This window comes from Gammaproteobacteria bacterium, assembly GCA_029884425.1.
GTDB lineage: Bacteria > Pseudomonadota > Gammaproteobacteria > S012-40 > S012-40 > JAOUHV01.
On sequence record JAOUHV010000054.1, the window covers coordinates 1 to 18,152 of the forward strand.

General features: G+C 52.2%; 15 protein-coding genes. 6 read left to right on the forward strand and 9 right to left on the reverse strand.

Going from position 1 to position 18,152, the window contains the following annotated elements; genetic code table 11:
- A partial coding sequence (locus OEW58_12165; protein ID MDH5302106.1) for a cadherin-like beta sandwich domain-containing protein occupies positions 1-1,609 on the reverse strand: 1,609 nt, incomplete at its 3' end.
- A 219-nt stretch (positions 1,610-1,828) separates the two neighbouring features.
- Positions 1,829-4,081: a cadherin-like beta sandwich domain-containing protein gene (locus tag OEW58_12170; protein MDH5302107.1), complete on the reverse strand. Its 2,253-nt coding sequence runs from the start codon at positions 4,079-4,081 to the stop codon at positions 1,829-1,831.
- A gap of 238 nt (positions 4,082-4,319) precedes the next feature.
- On the opposite strand from OEW58_12170, the gene OEW58_12175 reads away from it, so the two are divergent.
- The 4 genes from OEW58_12175 (at position 4,320) to OEW58_12190 (ending at position 7,293) form a co-directional block, all read left to right on the forward strand.
- Positions 4,320-4,757, forward strand: a complete 438-nt coding sequence (locus OEW58_12175; GenBank protein ID MDH5302108.1) for a hypothetical protein — start codon at positions 4,320-4,322, stop codon at positions 4,755-4,757.
- Between the two features lie 62 nt (positions 4,758-4,819).
- On the forward strand, positions 4,820-5,236 hold the full coding sequence (locus tag OEW58_12180; GenBank protein ID MDH5302109.1) for a Rap1a/Tai family immunity protein: 417 nt from the start codon (positions 4,820-4,822) through the stop codon (positions 5,234-5,236).
- A gap of 178 nt (positions 5,237-5,414) precedes the next feature.
- A complete protein-coding gene (locus tag OEW58_12185; GenBank protein ID MDH5302110.1) occupies positions 5,415-6,212 on the forward strand; it encodes an ATPase in 798 nt (265 codons plus the stop codon).
- A gap of 10 nt (positions 6,213-6,222) precedes the next feature.
- Positions 6,223-7,293 carry a homoserine O-succinyltransferase gene (locus OEW58_12190; protein MDH5302111.1) on the forward strand — a complete coding sequence of 357 codons (1,071 nt, stop codon included), beginning with the start codon at positions 6,223-6,225 and terminating at the stop codon, positions 7,291-7,293.
- 50 nt (positions 7,294-7,343) lie between these two features.
- Here the strand turns inward: OEW58_12190 and OEW58_12195 are convergent, their stop codons facing one another.
- Complete coding sequence (locus OEW58_12195) at positions 7,344-8,855, reverse strand: SpoIIE family protein phosphatase (protein ID MDH5302112.1); 1,512 nt, start codon at positions 8,853-8,855, stop codon at positions 7,344-7,346.
- 186 nt (positions 8,856-9,041) lie between these two features.
- On the opposite strand from OEW58_12195, the gene OEW58_12200 reads away from it, so the two are divergent.
- The gene (locus tag OEW58_12200) at positions 9,042-9,524 is read left to right on the forward strand and encodes a phosphate-starvation-inducible PsiE family protein (GenBank protein MDH5302113.1); all 483 of its coding nucleotides are present in this window, start codon (positions 9,042-9,044) and stop codon (positions 9,522-9,524) included.
- Between the two features lie 50 nt (positions 9,525-9,574).
- On the opposite strand, the gene fba is transcribed toward OEW58_12200, so the two are convergent.
- The 6 genes from fba to OEW58_12230 all read right to left on the reverse strand — a co-directional run bounded on the left by fba (position 9,575) and on the right by OEW58_12230 (position 17,314).
- Positions 9,575-10,612 carry a fructose-bisphosphate aldolase class II gene (gene fba / locus OEW58_12205; protein ID MDH5302114.1) on the reverse strand — a complete coding sequence of 346 codons (1,038 nt, stop codon included), beginning with the start codon at positions 10,610-10,612 and terminating at the stop codon, positions 9,575-9,577.
- A 57-nt stretch (positions 10,613-10,669) separates the two neighbouring features.
- A complete protein-coding gene (gene pyk, locus OEW58_12210; protein ID MDH5302115.1) occupies positions 10,670-12,103 on the reverse strand; it encodes a pyruvate kinase in 1,434 nt (477 codons plus the stop codon).
- 59 nt (positions 12,104-12,162) lie between these two features.
- A complete protein-coding gene (locus tag OEW58_12215) occupies positions 12,163-13,338 on the reverse strand; it encodes a phosphoglycerate kinase (protein MDH5302116.1) in 1,176 nt (391 codons plus the stop codon).
- Between the two features lie 158 nt (positions 13,339-13,496).
- On the reverse strand, positions 13,497-14,501 hold the full coding sequence (gap, locus tag OEW58_12220; protein ID MDH5302117.1) for a type I glyceraldehyde-3-phosphate dehydrogenase: 1,005 nt from the start codon (positions 14,499-14,501) through the stop codon (positions 13,497-13,499).
- A gap of 58 nt (positions 14,502-14,559) precedes the next feature.
- Positions 14,560-16,548, reverse strand: a complete 1,989-nt coding sequence (gene tkt, locus OEW58_12225) for a transketolase (protein ID MDH5302118.1) — start codon at positions 16,546-16,548, stop codon at positions 14,560-14,562.
- A 205-nt stretch (positions 16,549-16,753) separates the two neighbouring features.
- Positions 16,754-17,314 carry a thioredoxin family protein gene (locus OEW58_12230; protein MDH5302119.1) on the reverse strand — a complete coding sequence of 187 codons (561 nt, stop codon included), beginning with the start codon at positions 17,312-17,314 and terminating at the stop codon, positions 16,754-16,756.
- Positions 17,315-17,422: 108 nt separating this feature from the next.
- On the opposite strand from OEW58_12230, the gene metK reads away from it, so the two are divergent.
- On the forward strand, positions 17,423-18,152 hold a 730-nt coding region (gene metK / locus OEW58_12235; GenBank protein MDH5302120.1), incomplete at its 3' end, for a methionine adenosyltransferase.

The following is an 18,152-nucleotide window of genomic DNA, read 5'->3' on the forward strand; positions in this document are numbered from 1 at the left end:
ACCTCAGTCTGTTGTGATCGAAACCGTATTTGTCGGTCACCAGCAATTCGATGCGGTTACTGCCCACCACCAGACTGAGGTAGTCGGTGCTCTGCCCGGAGGGCAAGGCTGCACCGTTGATCTTCAAGCTGGACGAGGCATCATCCAGCATGGCGGTCAGCGCCAGATTGTCGCGCTCGAAAGGGACAGTCACTGCATATTCTGTCACCGCAGGTGAAAAACTAAATTGCAAATCCGCCGGCAATTCCAGGCTGCGTAGTTTGACGTTGGTCAGCGGCACACGATTGACGTTGAGCACATAGCTGCGGCGAACGGATCGATCCTGAGCGCTGACCGTCACCAGAACCTGTTGCACGCCCACATTGGGCAGAGCCACATTGGCATTGGTGTCATTAACCACCACCTTGCCGTCAATCTCGATCAACGCATCAGCGTCCACCGCCTTGGGGTGCAGCATGATGCTGGTCGCCGAGTTGGGCACGCTCAGGTCATAGCTGCTGATCTCACTGCTAAATCCAAAATCGAGTAATTTGTTCGCCGCCGTCAAAGACAGACTTTGCAACCGCGCCTCGATGCGCAACTGGCGGGTGACCGTGAGGATGTATTCGCGTTCGAATTTGCCGTCTTCGGAAACGACTTTAACGATCACGTTCTGCGTACCCAACTGCAGCGGCACCGATGCCGCGCCGCCATCCACCGCCCGGCCATCGACCGTGACAGTCGCCAGTTCATTTTGTGGCACGGGCTGAACCGTGATCGAACTGACACTGTTACCCACGTTAACGCGGTAACTACTCAGGGCCGGTTGAAACGGTTTGTCCAGGCCAAATCCGTCCACCTGCAACGACTGCAGGCGGTCATTTTGCTTGTGAGCGTTACTGCCTTCGCGGATGATTTCGATGTTGTAGCTCTGGGTACTGATGCCATCCTGGGCACGCACCAGAATCTGGATATAGTTGCTGCCCACTTGCAGCATCTTGGCTGGACTGATTTTGCCGGACTCCACCGGTTGATTGTCCACCAGCACTGCCGCCTGTGGGTGAGCAGTAAACACCACACTGACACTGCTCTGACCATAGGGCACAGTCAGTTTGTAGTTGAGCACATCGGGGCTAAAGTTCGGTGCCAGCGGCAAACTGGCCGCAGCCTCCACTCGCAGGCTTTGCAACTGGGCACTGCGGTTATTGGGGCGCAAGACAGTCACGGTGTACACGCGCTGGGTCGAGCCATCAGCGGCGGTTACGACGATTTCGATGGGGGTGTTCTGACCAAACTCCAAGGCGATGGCGAACGCACGACCTGCCATGTTGTCCTGACCATTGATTTCCACCATGGCATCAATGTCTTCAGGCTTGACCACCAGCACCAATTGATCCTGGCTGGAATCCACCATCAATCGATAATCGCTACGGTCGCGGCTCAGTTCGTAATCAAAGTACCAACTGCCCTTGCCCTCCATCACCTGCATGTCCAACAGGTTGGCATTGGCGCGCTGCTGCACTCCAGGCGTTCCCTGACCACAAGCGACCAGCCAGATCAGCATGAAGAGGGACAACAGGCGGGAAAACAATGAAGGCGACAAACTCGCCGAACCGGGACTAAACCGCATACTCAATCCGTAATTTGCCAATATTCAAGCAGTTACATCAAAAAATGGCCACACAAGAAGCGCCATTATCTTGGCAGATGGTTCAGTCTAATCACACAGTATTAATAGAGGATTATTGAACAGACAAAATTAACGCCAAAACGGCGCTATGATACCCGCCGCGCATCACGGTGTCGACGTTGGCAGACCCCCAGCACTTTAGCTGGTAGCAAATGGAAACTAACGGAAGAGATAGAGCGCGCCACTGAGCGGCGCATCGTCGAGAGTCTGGGTTCCATTGATCCCGGTGGCACTGCTGGCCTCGGCGGGCGCCGAAATCGCCAGATTCTGTCCATCCAGGGCAAAACGGCGACCAAAAATATCCGCCGCGCCGGTGTTACTCGCCTTGAGATAAAGCCGCTGGGTCCAGATGGAGGAGGCACGGGTAAACACATAGGCCGCCCCGCTGTCGTACCGCGTATTGGAGCTGGCATTGCCATTGACGCCAATCGCGACACTATCCTCAAAATGAGCGCCGATGACCGCAGTATCACCATCCAGCGCTATCGCCGAACCAAACTGGTCCAGATCGTCGCCGTTGCTCGCCTTGAGGTAGGCCTGGGGCAACCAGTTGGCCCCGGCACGCTCAAACACATACACCGCGCCGTTGCCATTCCCAAGTTTAGCGTCGCAAACCGTGGCCGCCGTGTCCGTCACCAAACCATCCTCCAGCGGCGCACCAACCAGCAAGGTGTCAAATGACAGAGCCACCTGGCTGCCAAACAAGTCGTGCGGACAAGGCTGTTCGGCCATCACCAGCGCCTGCTTGGACCAGGCGTTGCCCACCCTGGAATACACGTAGGCTCCGCCAACGTTCTCACCAGTGGTCAAATCCAGATATGGCTGGCCCACCGCCACCGTGGTCGGCAGATTGAGCTGGGCGTTTTCAGCTTGAATCGCCACCGACCAGCCGAACAAATCGTTTTTCGCCGGCGTATCGGCCTTGATGTAGGCGCGCCATTTCCAGACGCCGTTCTCCTTCAGGTACACCAATGCCGCGCCACTGCGACTACGATCCCCCGTCGAAATGTTGGCCTCTAGTTGAAAAACATCCTGGAAAATACGCTGCGTGGCACTGGCTACCGATGAGCTTTCATAGGGCTCACCGACAATCAAATCATCGCCATCCCGCGCCATATCCCAGCCAAATGCCGCCCCGTTCATAACCTTGACGGCTTTGAGATACGCCACCTGGGTCCACTGGCCAGCCAGCTTGGCAAATTCGTAGACCGCCCCGCTGTCGGGCATGCAGTTAACTTGTTCCGCTTCTTTTAGATCGCAGTCGTGATAAGGCATGAGTTTGCTGGTGCCCGCATCCTGGAACGGAGCAGAAACCATCAAATCCCCCCCCTCGATCAACACCTTATGACCAAATTGATCATTTGGCCGTGGATATTTAGCCTTGATGTAGGCTTCCTGAACCCAACTGGCTCCGCTTTTACGGAACAAATACACCGCACCACTATCAGGAGAGCAGTTTTTACTGTCCAATTCCTTGTCGCAATCGTCTTGCTGCACCCCGTCCACGCCAGCGCTGTCCTCCAGCGGCGCGCCAACAGCCAGCAGGTCGCCTTCAAGCGCAATGCTATGACCAAACTGGTCACCCGTCGTTGTGTCGGAGGCTTTCAGATAGGCCTGCTGGGCAAACGTCGCCGCAGTCTGCCGGGTGATATCCAGGGTGTAGTCACTCACGGTCACGCCATCGGGCGCAATGATGGAAACATTGATGGTGTTCAGACCTTCAGCCAGGGCAATGGACTGGCTGAACTGCCCCTGGTTCATCTCGACAGTATTGACCAGCACTTTGGAGGCAAACTGCCGTGGCACGGCGCGAATACGAATTTGCTTGGTCAGATACCCCACCGTTGCACTGTAATCGAACCGGTTCGCTGCCACCGCCTCGTTTATCTGGCCAGTGGATAATTGCAGGTCAAAAATGCTGGCGTCATTGGCGGTCGCGGCGGCACGGCTCACCAGCACCGTATAGGTGTTACTGGACTTGCCATCCTCGGCAAACACCCGAAATTCCACTGAGGTGTTGACGCCCTCACCCATGGCGTAGGTCCACCAGGAACCGTACATATCCGCCGTCACCGGCGTGCCATTAATCAGCATTCGGGCGCATTCACGTACATTTTCATCAGGATTGAGATTGACACAGTCAGTGGTGGAAATAGCATCACTGACAGATATAAAACTGACGGTATCCACCAGCAAGGGCAAAAACGACAATTCGCGCTGACCATTGACCAGAGAGATGCTGTAGTTGTACTCCGTGGTGGCAAACGTCTTGTCGAGCGTCCCCCCACGAACCGTCAGCAAGGAAAGCTCCGCATTGCTATTGGGGATGCGTGGCTTGGGTGCGTTATCAACGACCGGCGGCTCGTCCTTGGTTTTGTCAAACGGCAGCTTGCAGCCGGCCACAACTGACACCAGCAAAACCAGCCAAATCCATCGCCAACACCGACAATTTGCCAACTTCAAAAACACTCCGCACGCCACCCAGAGAAACTAAATTTTGCCAACGGGATCACAGTTTACCACAACGAACTTACGCCCCCCCTGTGTCAAAGCTCACCGCTCCCGAATATACTCAGATAGCGGCTAACCGACTCTTTTTATCACGATTTTTTTGTTGATAAGACGACATTTTTTACAACCGGTGCGAACCATGACCCATCCCAACCGTTACATTGATGCGTTTAATGGCAGTTTCACCGCCATGTTGCGCTGGCCGCAACTGGAAACCCTGTGGCACACCCTGCGCGATCAGACGGACAGCTGGTGGATTTATCAACCGCCACACCCCCTGCCTACAGCGCCGCTACAAGGCGCCGAATTGGCACATTTCATCGAACAGCTAGATGCCCAACTCCGGCGAGATCATGCATACGATTATTGCGGCATCGTTTATGTCGATGACCCTCACTCTCCCTCGTTCATCAAAATCTACGACCCCAACAATCTGGGGGTGGTTTGCGGCATCAGCCAGGGCAAACCTCTGCCCGGCTGGATATTGAGTAAAATACCGCCACAGCCTTTGGCAGATACCAATACGGATGCGCAAAAATCTCATTGGTGGCAGGGTATTTTTACAAAAACACCTTGAGAGCCCGCAATTAAGGCGTAATATGTAGGCACATCTAAACCTAGAAAAAGGACTACCGAACCATGAGAGTTTTTTCTCTGCTGTTGCTCGTATTTCTACCCTTGAGTGCACAGGCCATCACCGGCGACGCGTTCATGAAGCAGTGTGACGCGGCCTTCACCAAGCCAGACAAAGACACCCCCCCCCAAGTCGCTGCGACGCGTTTGATCGAAGCGGGCACCTGCGTAGGTTACGTAGGCGGCGCACTGAGCGGGATCGCGCTGATGAGCAGTTTGATGAGAGAGCAAAACGTCATCAAGAAAAACCTGATCTGTCTCCCTGGCACCGTCACCCCGCGTGATATGTACGACCAGGTCATGAAAGAGATCCGTGCAGACAAAAAAGACCGCGACAAAAAACAGGTTCGTGCCTACATTTACGAACATTTCGTTAAGACCTACGCCTGTCCTGACGAACCTGCAGCTCCTGCCAAGAAGTAATGTTTCCCGGCCCCACGCCGCCTTGGCGTGGGGCTTTCACAACTCCCTCCCTTTGCATCAGCCTGCTATAATCGCCGCCATTCCTGCGGTTCACGCCGCGCCGTTTTGAGGATTCAACGTGAAATTCGATCTGCAAGGTTTTCGCGCCTGGGAAAACAAATGCATTACCCTGCTGGGCATGTCTGGCGTAGGCAAGACCTACCTGGCCAATATTCTGCGCCAAAGTCACTGGTTTCATTATTCTGGCGACTACCGCATTGGCACTCACTATCTGGACGAAGCCATTCTGGACAATATCAAAGAACAGGCGATGCAAATTCCGTTTTTGCGCGATCTGCTGTTGTCCGACTCCATTTACATCCGCAACAACATCACCGTTGACCATCTCAAGCCGGTCTCCAGCTTTCTTGGCAAACTGGGTAACCCGGAATTGGGCGGACTTCCCGAAGACGAATTCAAACGTCGTCAGGCACTACATCATCGCGCTGAAGTTCAGGCCATGAAAGACGTGCCCAATTTTATCCACAAAGCCCAGCGCATCTACGACTACAACCATTTCCTCAACGATGCCGGTGGTAGCGTCTGTGAACTGGACGACGACGAAGCCCTTAAGGCACTGACTGACAACACCCTGATTTTGTACATCCAAGCCACCAAACACGACGAACAGGAACTGATTCGCCGCGCAGAAATGGCGCCCAAGCCGCTGTACTACCGCGAAGCATTTCTCGATGAACAACTGGCGAACTACATGACGGAAAAGTCGCTGGAATACGTCGCCATGATCGATCCCGATGATTTCGTGCGCTGGATTTTTCCGCGTCTGTTTTATTCACGCATTCCTCGCTATGAAAAAATTGCACAGACGCACGGCTATACCGTCACCACCGAAGAAATTCGCAAAGTGAAAGACGAAGCCAGCTTCCTTGCACTGATTGAGACAGCGATTAGTCGCCAGTCTCCAACCGGGAAATAAAGGAACCATCATGCCACTGATTGCCCATTCCAATCTCCCGACATTTGAGCGCCTGCGCGCCGAGGGAGAAACTGTTCTTGATCGTGACACGGCGGAACACCAAGATATTCGTGAACTGCACATCGGTTTGCTCAACATGATGCCTGATGCTGCATTAGCTGCCACTGAGCGACAATTTTTCCGTTTGGTCAACGACAGCAACCAAATTGCGCAGTTCTACATTCATCCATTCACGTTCAAGGAATTGCCACGTGGGGCGGAAGCGCAACAATATGTTGAAGATTATTACGAATCGTTTGAGCAACTCAAACAGGACGGACTGGACGCACTCATTATTACCGGCGCCAACATCAGTCAAGCCGATTTGTCACTGGAACCATTCTGGAAACCGTTGACCGAAGTCATTGACTGGGCCTACGAAAACGTCACGTCCACCTTGTGCTCCTGTCTGGCCAGTCACGCAGTACTGCAGCAACGCCACAACATTCGTCGCCAACACATGGGCAACAAATTATGGGGCGTGTTTGAACACCGCGTGGTCGATACCGATCACCCGCTGGTGTTTGATGTCAACACTCGCTTTGACGTGCCACATTCGCGGTTTAACCAAGTCACTCGCCAGCAGTTACAATCTGCGGGGCTGCATGTTCTGGTAGAAAGCGATGTTGGCGGCGTGCATTTGGCGGTGAGCGAAGACCTGTTCCGGATTGTTTATTTCCAGGGCCATCCCGAATACGACACCATCAGTTTGCTCAAAGAATACAAACGCGAAATTAATCGTTTCATCAAAGGCGATCGGCACGATTATCCACCGTTTCCGCAAAATTACTTCCGTCCACAAAGCGAAGCCATCCTGGACGAATATCGCAAGCGCGTTGAAAAAGCGCTGCTCAGCAACACACCGCTCCCCGTCTTTCCGGAAAAGCTCATTGTCGATCGGCTGGATAACACCTGGCATGACACCGCCGAAGCCGTGCTCAACAACTGGATTGGCAAGGTGTATCAAATCACCAATCAACAACGCCACATTCCATTCATGGAGCACATTGATCCACTAGACCCCCTGAGACTACGTAGCTAAAAACAAAAAACCGCCCGAGGGCGGTTTTTTGTTTTATGCAAAATCCTGCATCACGGCTTAATAACAAGCAGCGTCACATCGTCTAACAATTGACCGCCATTTGAAATGTGCTGATGTACATCATCCTTGATGCATTGCATCAACGGCTCACCTTGCAAATGGGTTTGTCCAACTAAACTGAGCAACCGCTCATCACTGTATAATTTGCCGGCATTATCCAACGATTCAGTAACGCCATCGCTATACACAATAACACAGGCATTTTCGCCCAGTGAGACTTCATCGGCCTCATAAAACTGTTCTTCTGAATACAACACGCCCAGCGGTAAATTTTTCGAACTCAACTGACGAACGCCTTGTTCATCCTTAATCAAAATATCCGGCAAACCACAGTTCCAAACAAATAATTCTCGCGAATCCGGCTCAAATGCCAAAATCGCGCATGCACAGTAACGCCCGGTTGGCATCAAGTTGCTCATTTTGCGGTTTAACTCAACAATAACTTCGTGTGGCGTTGCACCTTTTTCAAGCAAGGCATGAAATACATCAGCAGCGATCAAACCACCTAATGCCGCCGCCATCCCGTGCCCAGTAAAATCGCCAACGAACACATGAACCATGCCATCAACACCACGGGTGTAAAACACCAGATCACCGCTAAACAAACCTGCCGCCTGTCTCCAGACGCTAACACCCTCTATGTGCTGATCATTTCGGTTGGTAATGGACTCATACACATGGTGCGCCAATCGAACTTCTTCCTCGGTGCGGGCTTTGTATCTGGACAATTCGCGATTTAATTTCTCGATACGTTGTAATGCAAAAATTTTGGCCTGCAAAACCACGCGATTGTACGGCTTAAGCAAAAAATCATCGCCGCCCGCCTTTATCGCACTCACCAAACTTTGCTCATCATCAGCCGCCGAAATAAAAATAATCGGTATAAACACATCTCCGTTGCACGCCTTGATTTTTGCGGCAGCCTGATAGCCATCCATTTTTGGCATTACAATATCCATCAGCACTAATTCGGGGCTTTCCCGCTCAAACAGGTCCAGCGCTTGTTCGCCATCGGCGGCCTGCAATACCGTATGCCCCAGGCTTTCCAACAACAACACTAATTGTGCACGGTTACTGGCATCATCCTCGGCAACCAACACTTTCATTGCCCGAGTGCCACGCAATTCATCCAGCATTCCTGTACTTTTGCGCAATCCAATCGGCATCACATTTTCGGCTTTTTGCTGAGTCGACTGCAACATGCCCTCAATCTGCCGGGTAATCTGCTGATTTTCGGCATCGTTGAATGGGCGATTTTCCTTAAGGAGCGCACCGACATACAACTCCAGCTCCTTAGCCGCTACACTCAACTGCTGCAGCCCATAAGTAGCACCGGAACCAGCCATGCTATGCACATGACGCAATAGCTCCTGAACAGGCTCTTTTTGGCCTGTTTCCATCCCTTTCTGCCACAGGGGATACAGCTGCTGAATCCGCTCACCGATCGTGGAGAGATAAGATTCCTGGAGTAACTTCCATTTTGCGGCAAATTCAGCTGACATCAATGCATCCAATAAGATCAATGGTAACGGTAGATCGACCGTTGCTAGCACGAGCTTAACCATACTTTCAGTGGCTTATTTGGCCAAGCTAAGCCAAACTGACGAGGATAGTATCGGCACGAATTTTGAGTGTGTCAAACGGTCGTTTAATCACATTTTTATGCAGTAATAGGAAAAAATCGCACTATGAGTCCCTCGGATCGTAAAACACCAATTCACCGCTATCTTCTTGAAGGCATTGAGCGCATCGGCCTATTCGGCATTGTTATCGCCACCGTTATTGCCTCCGGCCAGGAAGTTCAGCACATCATCAATACCGGGAAGGTTACACTGGCTGACCTGCTGTTGATGTTCATCTATCTGGAGGTGATAGCCATGGTCGGCCATTATTTCCAGTCAGGTCAACTGCCCGTTCGTTTCCCACTGTATATCGGCATGATCGCGCTGGCGCGCTACCTGATTTTGGATATGAAAGCGATGGAAGACTGGCGCCTTGTTGCCGTTTCGCTTGCTATTCTAGTGCTGGGCATTACCGTGCTCGTGGTACGCTATGGCCATGTGAAATATCCCTACAATGACTCACCCAGACAACAGTACCAGCGTCGGCGACGTTCTGATTTTCCTCATCACGAAAAAACAGAAGAAGCTGCCAAGAAATTTAACCCATAAAAAAAGCCCCGCATTGCGGGGCTTTCTTTTTTCCACAAAAAATCTTGCGATTACTTGTAGAAGGAGATCATGGTTTCCAAAGATTTAGCGCGAATCTTGGAGCCGTGACCAGCGGCACCGAAAGCTTCGTAACGAGCTTTACAGATTTCAGCCATTGCTTTGGTGGATTCCTTGATGAACTTACGTGGATCGAAGTTAGAAGGATTTTCCGCCAAGTGCTTACGGATTGCGCCAGTAGAAGCCATACGCAGGTCAGTGTCGATGTTAACTTTGCGAACACCAGACTTGATACCTTCGATGATTTCTTCAACAGGCACGCCGTAGGTTTGACCCATATCGCCGCCATAGTTGTTGATGATTTCCAACCACTCTTGTGGCACAGAAGAAGAACCGTGCATTACCAAGTGAGTGTTAGGAATCACAGCGTGGATTTCCTTGATGCGGTCGATACGCAGAACTTCGCCAGTTGGCTTCTGTGTAAACTTGTATGCACCGTGAGAAGTACCGATAGCGATTGCCAGCGCGTCTACGCCAGTCTTGGCAACGAAATCTTTCGCTTCTTGAGGATCTGTCAGCAGCATGGAGTGATCCAGCTCGCCTTCAGCGCCGTGACCGTCTTCTTCGCCCATTTTGCCGGTTTCCAGAGAACCCAAGCAACCCAGCTCGCCTTCAACGGATACGCCACACGCGTGAGCCATGTTCACAACTTCGCGAGTCACGTTAACGTTGTACTCGTAAGAAGAAGGCGTTTTGCCGTCGGCCATCAAAGAACCGTCCATCATTACAGAGCTGAAACCAGACTGGATGGAGCGTGCACAAACGGCAGGAGAAGCACCGTGATCCTGGTGCATACAGATTGGCACTTCTGGGTACATTTCAATCGCTGCAGAAATCAGGTGACGCAGGAAAGGCTCGCCCGCGTAAGAACGCGCGCCAGCAGAACCCTGCATGATAACAGGTGCGTCTACAGCTTTGGCAGCCTGCATGATCGCGTGAACCTGCTCCATGTTGTTTACGTTGAACGCTGGCAAACCGAAGCTGTGATCAGCCGCGTAGTCCAGCAATTGACGCATAGTAATTAATGCCATGTTGATCTCCTAGTTTTCAGTACTAAATTTAATCAAATTACACTGTGCAGACGGCAATTACGCCATATCGCCTACACAAACAATCTTCATCGCGTTGGTGCCGCCCTTGACGCCCATCAAGTCACCTTTGGTGATGATCGCCAGGTCGCCGTCTTTCACCGCGCCTTGCTTTTTCAGCACTTCGATCGCGTCTTTGTTTACCTGGGCGTGATCCATGGTCTTGAGCGAGAAGTCCACCGGATACACACCGCGGTACAGCGTGACTTTGCGACGGGTTTCAACGCAATTGGTCAGCGCGTAGATCGGGCGATCAGAGCTGATGCGCGACATCCACAACGGTGTCGAGCCAGACTCAGTCAATGATGCAATCGCTTTGATGTCCATGTGGTTAGCCACATACATCGCCGCCATGGCAATACTTTCGTCAACACGCGAAAACTTCAGGTGAATACGGTGATCAGACGTGCGCGCCAGAACCTGCTTTTCAGCTTCAATACAAACGCGGCTCATTGCTTCAACCGCCTTGTCTGGATATTTGCCGGAAGCGGTTTCTGCAGACAACATTACCGCGTCAGTACCATCCAGCACCGCGTTGGCAACGTCGAAAACTTCTGCACGAGTAGGAATCGGGTTGTAAATCATCGATTCCATCATCTGTGTTGCCGTAATAACCACGCGATTGAGTTCGCGTGAACGGCTGATCAGATGTTTTTGCACCGCTGGCAATTCAGCGTCACCGATTTCCACACCCAAGTCACCACGAGCCACCATCACTGCGTCAGAGGCTTCGATGATTTCATCCAGCACGTCCAGCGCTTCGGCGCGTTCAATCTTCGCCACCAAACTGGCATGACCGCCCGCAGCCAGCAACAATTTGCGAGCTTCGTGCATGTCTGCTGCAGAGCGTGGGAATGAAACCGCCATGTAGTCGGCTTTCAGTTTGGCGCCAGTGATGATGTCGGCCTTGTCCTTGTCAGTCAGTGCCGCAGCTGACAAGCCGCCGCCCTGCAGGTTAATGCCTTTGCGATCAGACAAAATGCCGCCATGCACCACTTCGCAATGCACTTCGGAGCCTTTAACCGCGTCGACTTTCATCACAATGCGACCGTCGTCCAGCAACAGCACGTCACCGGATTTCACATCGTTGGGCAATTCTTTGTAGGCCAATCCCACGCGTTCCTGGTTACCGCCATTGGAATCGTGTTTGGCATCCAGAATGAACTTGCTGCCCACCGCCAGATCAACCTTGCCATTGGCAAAGCGATCAATACGGATCTTGGGACCTTGCAAATCCACCAACACGCCCACTTCACGTCCCAGCTTGGCAGCCGCGGCACGAACAGCTTCAACACGCGCTGTATGCTCTTCCACTGCACCGTGAGAGAAATTGATTCGAACAACATCAACGCCAGCCTTAACCAGCTTTTCGATCATGCCAGGCTGATCGGTGGCTGGGCCTAATGTGGCGAGTATCTTCGTTCTTCTAAGCATCGATTATCTTTTTTCCTAACAGACGAGCCGATCAGATGATCGGCTCGAACTTTGAGTAATTACTTGGCGCGCTGTTCCAGAATTTCTACTGCAGGCAACACTTTGCCTTCCAGGAATTCCAAGAATGCGCCACCACCGGTGGAAATATAGGAAACTTTGTCAGCAATGTTGTACTTGTCCACCGCAGCCAGGGTGTCACCACCACCAGCGATAGAGAACGCGCTGGAATCAGCAACGGCCAGAGCCAACGTTTTGGTGCCTTCGCCGAACTGGTCGAATTCAAACACGCCAACGGGGCCGTTCCATACGATGGTACCGGCTGATTTCAAGGACTCCGCCAACATCTTCGCGGTCTTTGGACCGATGTCGAAAATCATGTCGTCATCAGCCACATCTTTTACGTCTTTCACGGTCGCAACGGCCGTGGGTGAAAACTCCTTGCCAACAACAACGTCAACAGGGATGGGCACGATGGCGCCACGAGCAGCCATTTTGTCCATGATTTTCTTGGCTTCAGCCACCAGATCCGCTTCTGCCAGGGACTTGCCCACTTTCAAACCGGCAGCCAACATGAAAGTGTTGGCGATACCACCGCCCACAATCAGGTTGTCTACCTTGTCTGCCATGGAATCCAGAATGGTCAGTTTAGTAGAAACTTTGGAACCAGCAACGATGGCTGCCAACGGGCGCTTGGGAGCAGCCAAGGCTTTACCCAGTGCATCCAGTTCCGCGGCCAGCAGTGGACCTGCACAGGCAACTTCTGCGTACTTGGCAACACCGTGAGTAGAACCTTCAGCGCGGTGTGCAGTACCGAACGCGTCCATTACAAATACGTCGCACAGTGAGGCGTATTTCTTGGCCAGATCGTCGCTATTTTTCTTTTCGCCTTTGTTGAAACGCACGTTTTCGAACAACACAACTTCACCGGCAGCAACTTCAACGCCGTCGAAGTAATCTCTGATCAAACGCACGGGCTTGCCCATCAGTTTGCTCAGGTGATCAGCCACAGGCTTCATGGAATTTTCCTCGCTGAACACGCCCTCTTCAGGACGGCCCAGGTGAGACATCACCATGACTTTGGCGCCAGACTTGGCCGCTTGCTCGATGGTAGGCAGGGTTGCGCGAATACGCACATCGCTGGTCACCTTGCCATCTTTAACGGGTACGTTCAAATCGGCACGAATCAGAACTCGCTTACCGGCAAGTTTCAGATCAGTCATTTTGATTACAGACATCGTTGTCTCCTAAGTTCAAAGTGAAAAGTAATTTGGCAAATGCCGCCACTTGGCAAATTACTCTTGATTCTTATTAAACCAAGTGGACCGGCTTCCCGGCCCACCTGATCATTAATTAAAAATGCACGTTGGACAGCGAACACTGTCCAGCGACAAAATTAATTTTTCGCTACGTGGCGAACAAAACGCATCATGTTACAGGTGTAACCGTACTCGTTGTCGTACCAAGCAACCAACTTAACGAAAGTACCGTCCAGAGCAATACCTGCTTCTGCGTCGAAAATAGAAGAGTAGCCACAACCACGGAAATCAGTAGAAACTACTTTCTCGTCGGTATAAGCCAGCGTCTGGCTGATGTCACCAGTTTCAGAAGCTTTCTTCATCGCGGCGCAAATTTCTGCGTAAGTAGCAGATTTTTCCAGTTCTACGGTCAGGTCAACCACTGACACGTCAGAAGTAGGAACGCGGAACGCCATACCAGTCAGTTTGCCTTTCAGCTGTGGCAGAACAACGCCAACGGCTTTGGCTGCACCAGTGGAAGAAGGAATGATGTTTTCCAGGATACCACGGCCACCGCGCCAGTCTTTAGAAGAAGGACCGTCAACCGTTTTCTGAGTGGCAGTTGCAGCGTGAACAGTAGACATCAAACCACGCTTGATACCGAAGTTCTCGTGGATAACCTTGGCCAGAGGAGCCAAGCAGTTAGTGGTACAAGAAGCGGCAGAAACGATCTTCTGGCCTGCGTATTTGTCATGGTTTACGCCAAACACGAACATTGGAGTTGCATCTTTGGAAGGTGCAGACTGTACAACTTTCTTGGCACCGGCAGTGATGTGCGCCTGGCAGGTTTCTTCAGTCAGGAAGAAGCCAGTACATTCCAGAACGATATCAACACCAACATCACCCCATTTCAGGTCAGCTGGGTTGCGCTCGGCAGTCAGGCGAACTTTCTTGCCGTCAACGATCAGGCTGCCGTTATCAACAGAAACGTCACCATCAAAACGACCGTGTACAGAGTCATACTTCAGCATGTACGCCAGGTAGTCCGCGTCCAACAGGTCGTTGATTGCAACAACTTCCATGTCTTTGAACTCTTTGGCGATAGCGCGGAAAGCCATACGACCGATACGACCAAAGCCGTTAATACCAATTTTGATTGCCATGATTTAACTCCTAAAAGTTTATTCAGGCCAGCAAGCTGGCCTGACGTAAGTTTGAAACTTATTTGCCCAGAACCTTGTTGGCTGTCGCAACAATGTTCTCTACGGTAAAGCCGAACTCTTTGAACAACAGAGGTGCTGGTGCTGATTCGCCGAAGCTCTTCATCGCGACAACAGCGCCTTCCAGACCTACGTACTTGTACCAAGAGTCAGCCACACCGGCTTCGATTGCAACGCGCTTCACACCAGGAATCAGTACAGAATCTTTGTATGCTTTGTCCTGTGCGTCGAACGCACAAGTAGAAGGCATGGACACGATACGAACCTTGGCATTCATTGCAGCAGCGGCATCAACCGCCAGGGAAACTTCAGAACCGGTCGCGATGAAAATAATGTCTGGCTTGCCAGCGCAATCTTTCAACACGTAACCGCCTTTTTCGATGTTTTTCACTTGCTCAGCAGTACGCTCCATAGGCTTGAGGTTCTGACGAGAGAACACCAGTGCCGTGGGCGCATTGCCACGCAGCATGGCCATCTTCCAGGAAACCGCAGACTCGACTGCATCGCAGCCGCGCCAGGTCTGGAAGTTGGGGATAACACGCATGGTCGCCATCTGCTCAACTGGCTGGTGAGTCGGACCATCTTCGCCCAGACCGATAGAGTCGTGAGTGAACACGTAGATGGTACCGATCTTCATCAGAGAAGACATACGCAGTGCGTTACGCATGAATTCCATGAACATGAAGAACGTACCGCCGTACACGCGGAAACCGCCGTGCAGCACCATACCGTTCATCATGTGCGCCATACCGAATTCACGTACACCCCAAGAGATGTAGTTACCGTTGGCATTTTCTTTGTTCACTTTTACGGTGCCAGACCAGTTGGTCAGGTTGGAACCGGTCAGGTCAGCAGAGCCACCGAACATCTCTGGCAGCAGTGGACCCATCGCCTGGATGGCGTTTTGTGACGCTTTACGAGATGCGATGTTCGGCATGTCAGCTTGCGTCTTGGCAATGAACTTGTCCATTTCAACCACGAAGTTGGCAGGCAGTTCGCCAGACATGCGACGCTCGAACTCAGCCGCTTCAGCAGGGAAAGCTGCGCGGTAAGCGGCAAACTTCTTGTTCCAGGCCGCTTCGTCAGCCGCGCCTTTTTCTTTGTGATCCCAGCCAGCGTAGATTTCGCTGGGGATTTCAAACGGTGCGTGGCTCCAGCCCAGGTTGGCGCGGGTAGCTGCGATTTCATCGTGACCCAGCGGTGCGCCGTGGCAGTCGTGGGTGCCGGCCAGATTTGGTGAACCGAAACCGATAGTGGTGCGGCAGCAAATCAGCGTAGGCTTGTCAGTCACAGACTTGGCTTCAGCGATGGCTTTGTTGATCGCGCTGGCGTCGTGGCCATCAACATTCGGAATTACATGCCAGTCGTAAGATTTGAAGCGGCCAGGAACGCCTTTTTCCATCCAGTCACCGATGTGACCGTCGATAGAAATGTCGTTGTCATCCCAGAACGCGATCAGTTTGCCCAGACCCAGCGTACCGGCCATGGCGCAAGCTTCGTGTGACAGACCTTCCATCAAACAGCCGTCGCCCAAAAACACGTAAGTGTGATGGTCAACGATTTCGTGGCCAGGCTTGTTGAATTGCGCAGCCAAAGTACGCTCGGCAATCGCCATACCTACTGCGTTGGTGATGCCCTGGCCCAGAGGACCTGTGGTGGTCTCGATACCATCGGCATAACCGTATTCGGGGTGACCGGCAGTTTTGGAGTGCAACTGACGGAAATTCTTAATATCGTCGATGCTCAGGTCGTAACCTGACAGATGCAGCAAGGAGTACAACAGCATGGAACCGTGGCCGTTAGACAGCACGAAACGATCGCGGTCTGCCCACTTGGCGTTGGTTGGGTTGAATTTCATGTGGCTGTTCCACAGGACTTCGGCGATATCCGCCATACCCATGGGTGCCCCAGGATGCCCGGAATTGGCCTTTTGTACCGCATCCATGCTCAGCGCACGGATGGCATTCGCTAGCTCGCGACGAGATGGCATATCGATTCCTCTCAATATTTAAATAAAATCTGTGTCAGGCGCCGCATGCTGCCCTGCACCCAAGCCATTTTCTTGGCATTTCATCGAAAAACGGACAGGCGCGCCCTAAAAAGCGCCGTATTTTCCCCTAGATGGACCGCAACAGCAAGGGGCAGTTGGATGTTTCCACCCAACAACCACCCCATTTGCTATGAAATTCAACAAATTACTCATTAATCCACTTGATGGAACACCCCATACTGGGGATCTGATCGGCAGGACCTTGGCCAGTTTGTGCGACCTGTTTCATTGCCTCAAACATATCACGACGTACGTTGGGATCGGCAGCTTGTTTGCGACTTTCGTCAAAACGTCCCCGGTATTGCAACTTCAACTCACCGTTGTAACCAAAGATATCTGGCGTACAAACAGCCCCATAGGCCTTGGCTATCGCCTGGGTTTCGTCAAGCACGTAGGGGAAAGGAAACGCGAATTCCTGCGCAACCTTCTGCATATTCTCAAAGGAATCTTCCTCGTATTCCGTCGGGTCATTGGACATGATGGCGATGGTATTGACGCCGTATTTTTCTTTCAGTTCCTTGGTGTCACGCACAATGCGATCACGAATGGATTTCACGTAGGGACAGTGATTGCAGATAAACATCACAATCAAACCGTTCTTGCCCTTGGCTTTTTCCAGGGTCCACAGCTGGCCATCCACCCCGCGCAGGGAAAAATCCACTGCGGGCAGGTCAAATTCACACACAGGCGTTGTCAAACTTACCATTTAGTTCAGAGCTCCTCAGTCCAATTGCACAATACTGGCGATAATCCGGCCCGATAGTGTACACTGCCCGCTTTTGTTAACAAGCTTTGGCTTTGCAGAGGGAAAACAATGGGGAAAAATTTCGTCTTCACTTCGGAATCGGTTTCCGAAGGTCATCCAGACAAAGTCGCTGACCAGATTTCTGACGGCGTGCTGGACGCCATTCTGGCCCAAGATCCACGCGCCCGCGTTGCGTGTGAAACCGTGGTTAACACCGGTATGGTTATTCTGACAGGCGAAATTACCACATCAGCCTGGGTCGACATGCAGGAAATCGTGCGTCGCACCGTGAAGGAAATTGGCTATAACTCTTCCGACATGGGCTTTGACTACGCTTCGTGCGCGGTACTGACCTCTATCGACAAGCAGTCTGCCGACATCGCCATGGGCGTTGACGAATCGGACAACCACGAACAAGGCGCAGGCGACCAGGGTCTGATGTTCGGTTACGCGTCCAACGAAACCGACGTACTGATGCCCGCCCCCATCACTTACGCTCACCGCCTGATGAAGCGTCAGGCCGAAGTGCGCAAGAATGGCAAACTGCCTTGGTTGCGTCCCGATGCCAAGTCCCAGGTGACTTTCCGCTACGAGAACAGCAAGCCTGTGGCCATTGATGCAGTGGTTCTGTCCACTCAGCACCAGGACGTTATCAGCCATAAAGACCTGGTTGAAGCCGTACGCGAAGAAATCATCAAACCTGTGCTTCCTGCCGAATGGTTGCACAAGGACACCAAATACTTCATCAACCCCACTGGCCGTTTCGTTATCGGTGGTCCAGTCGGTGATGCAGGTCTGA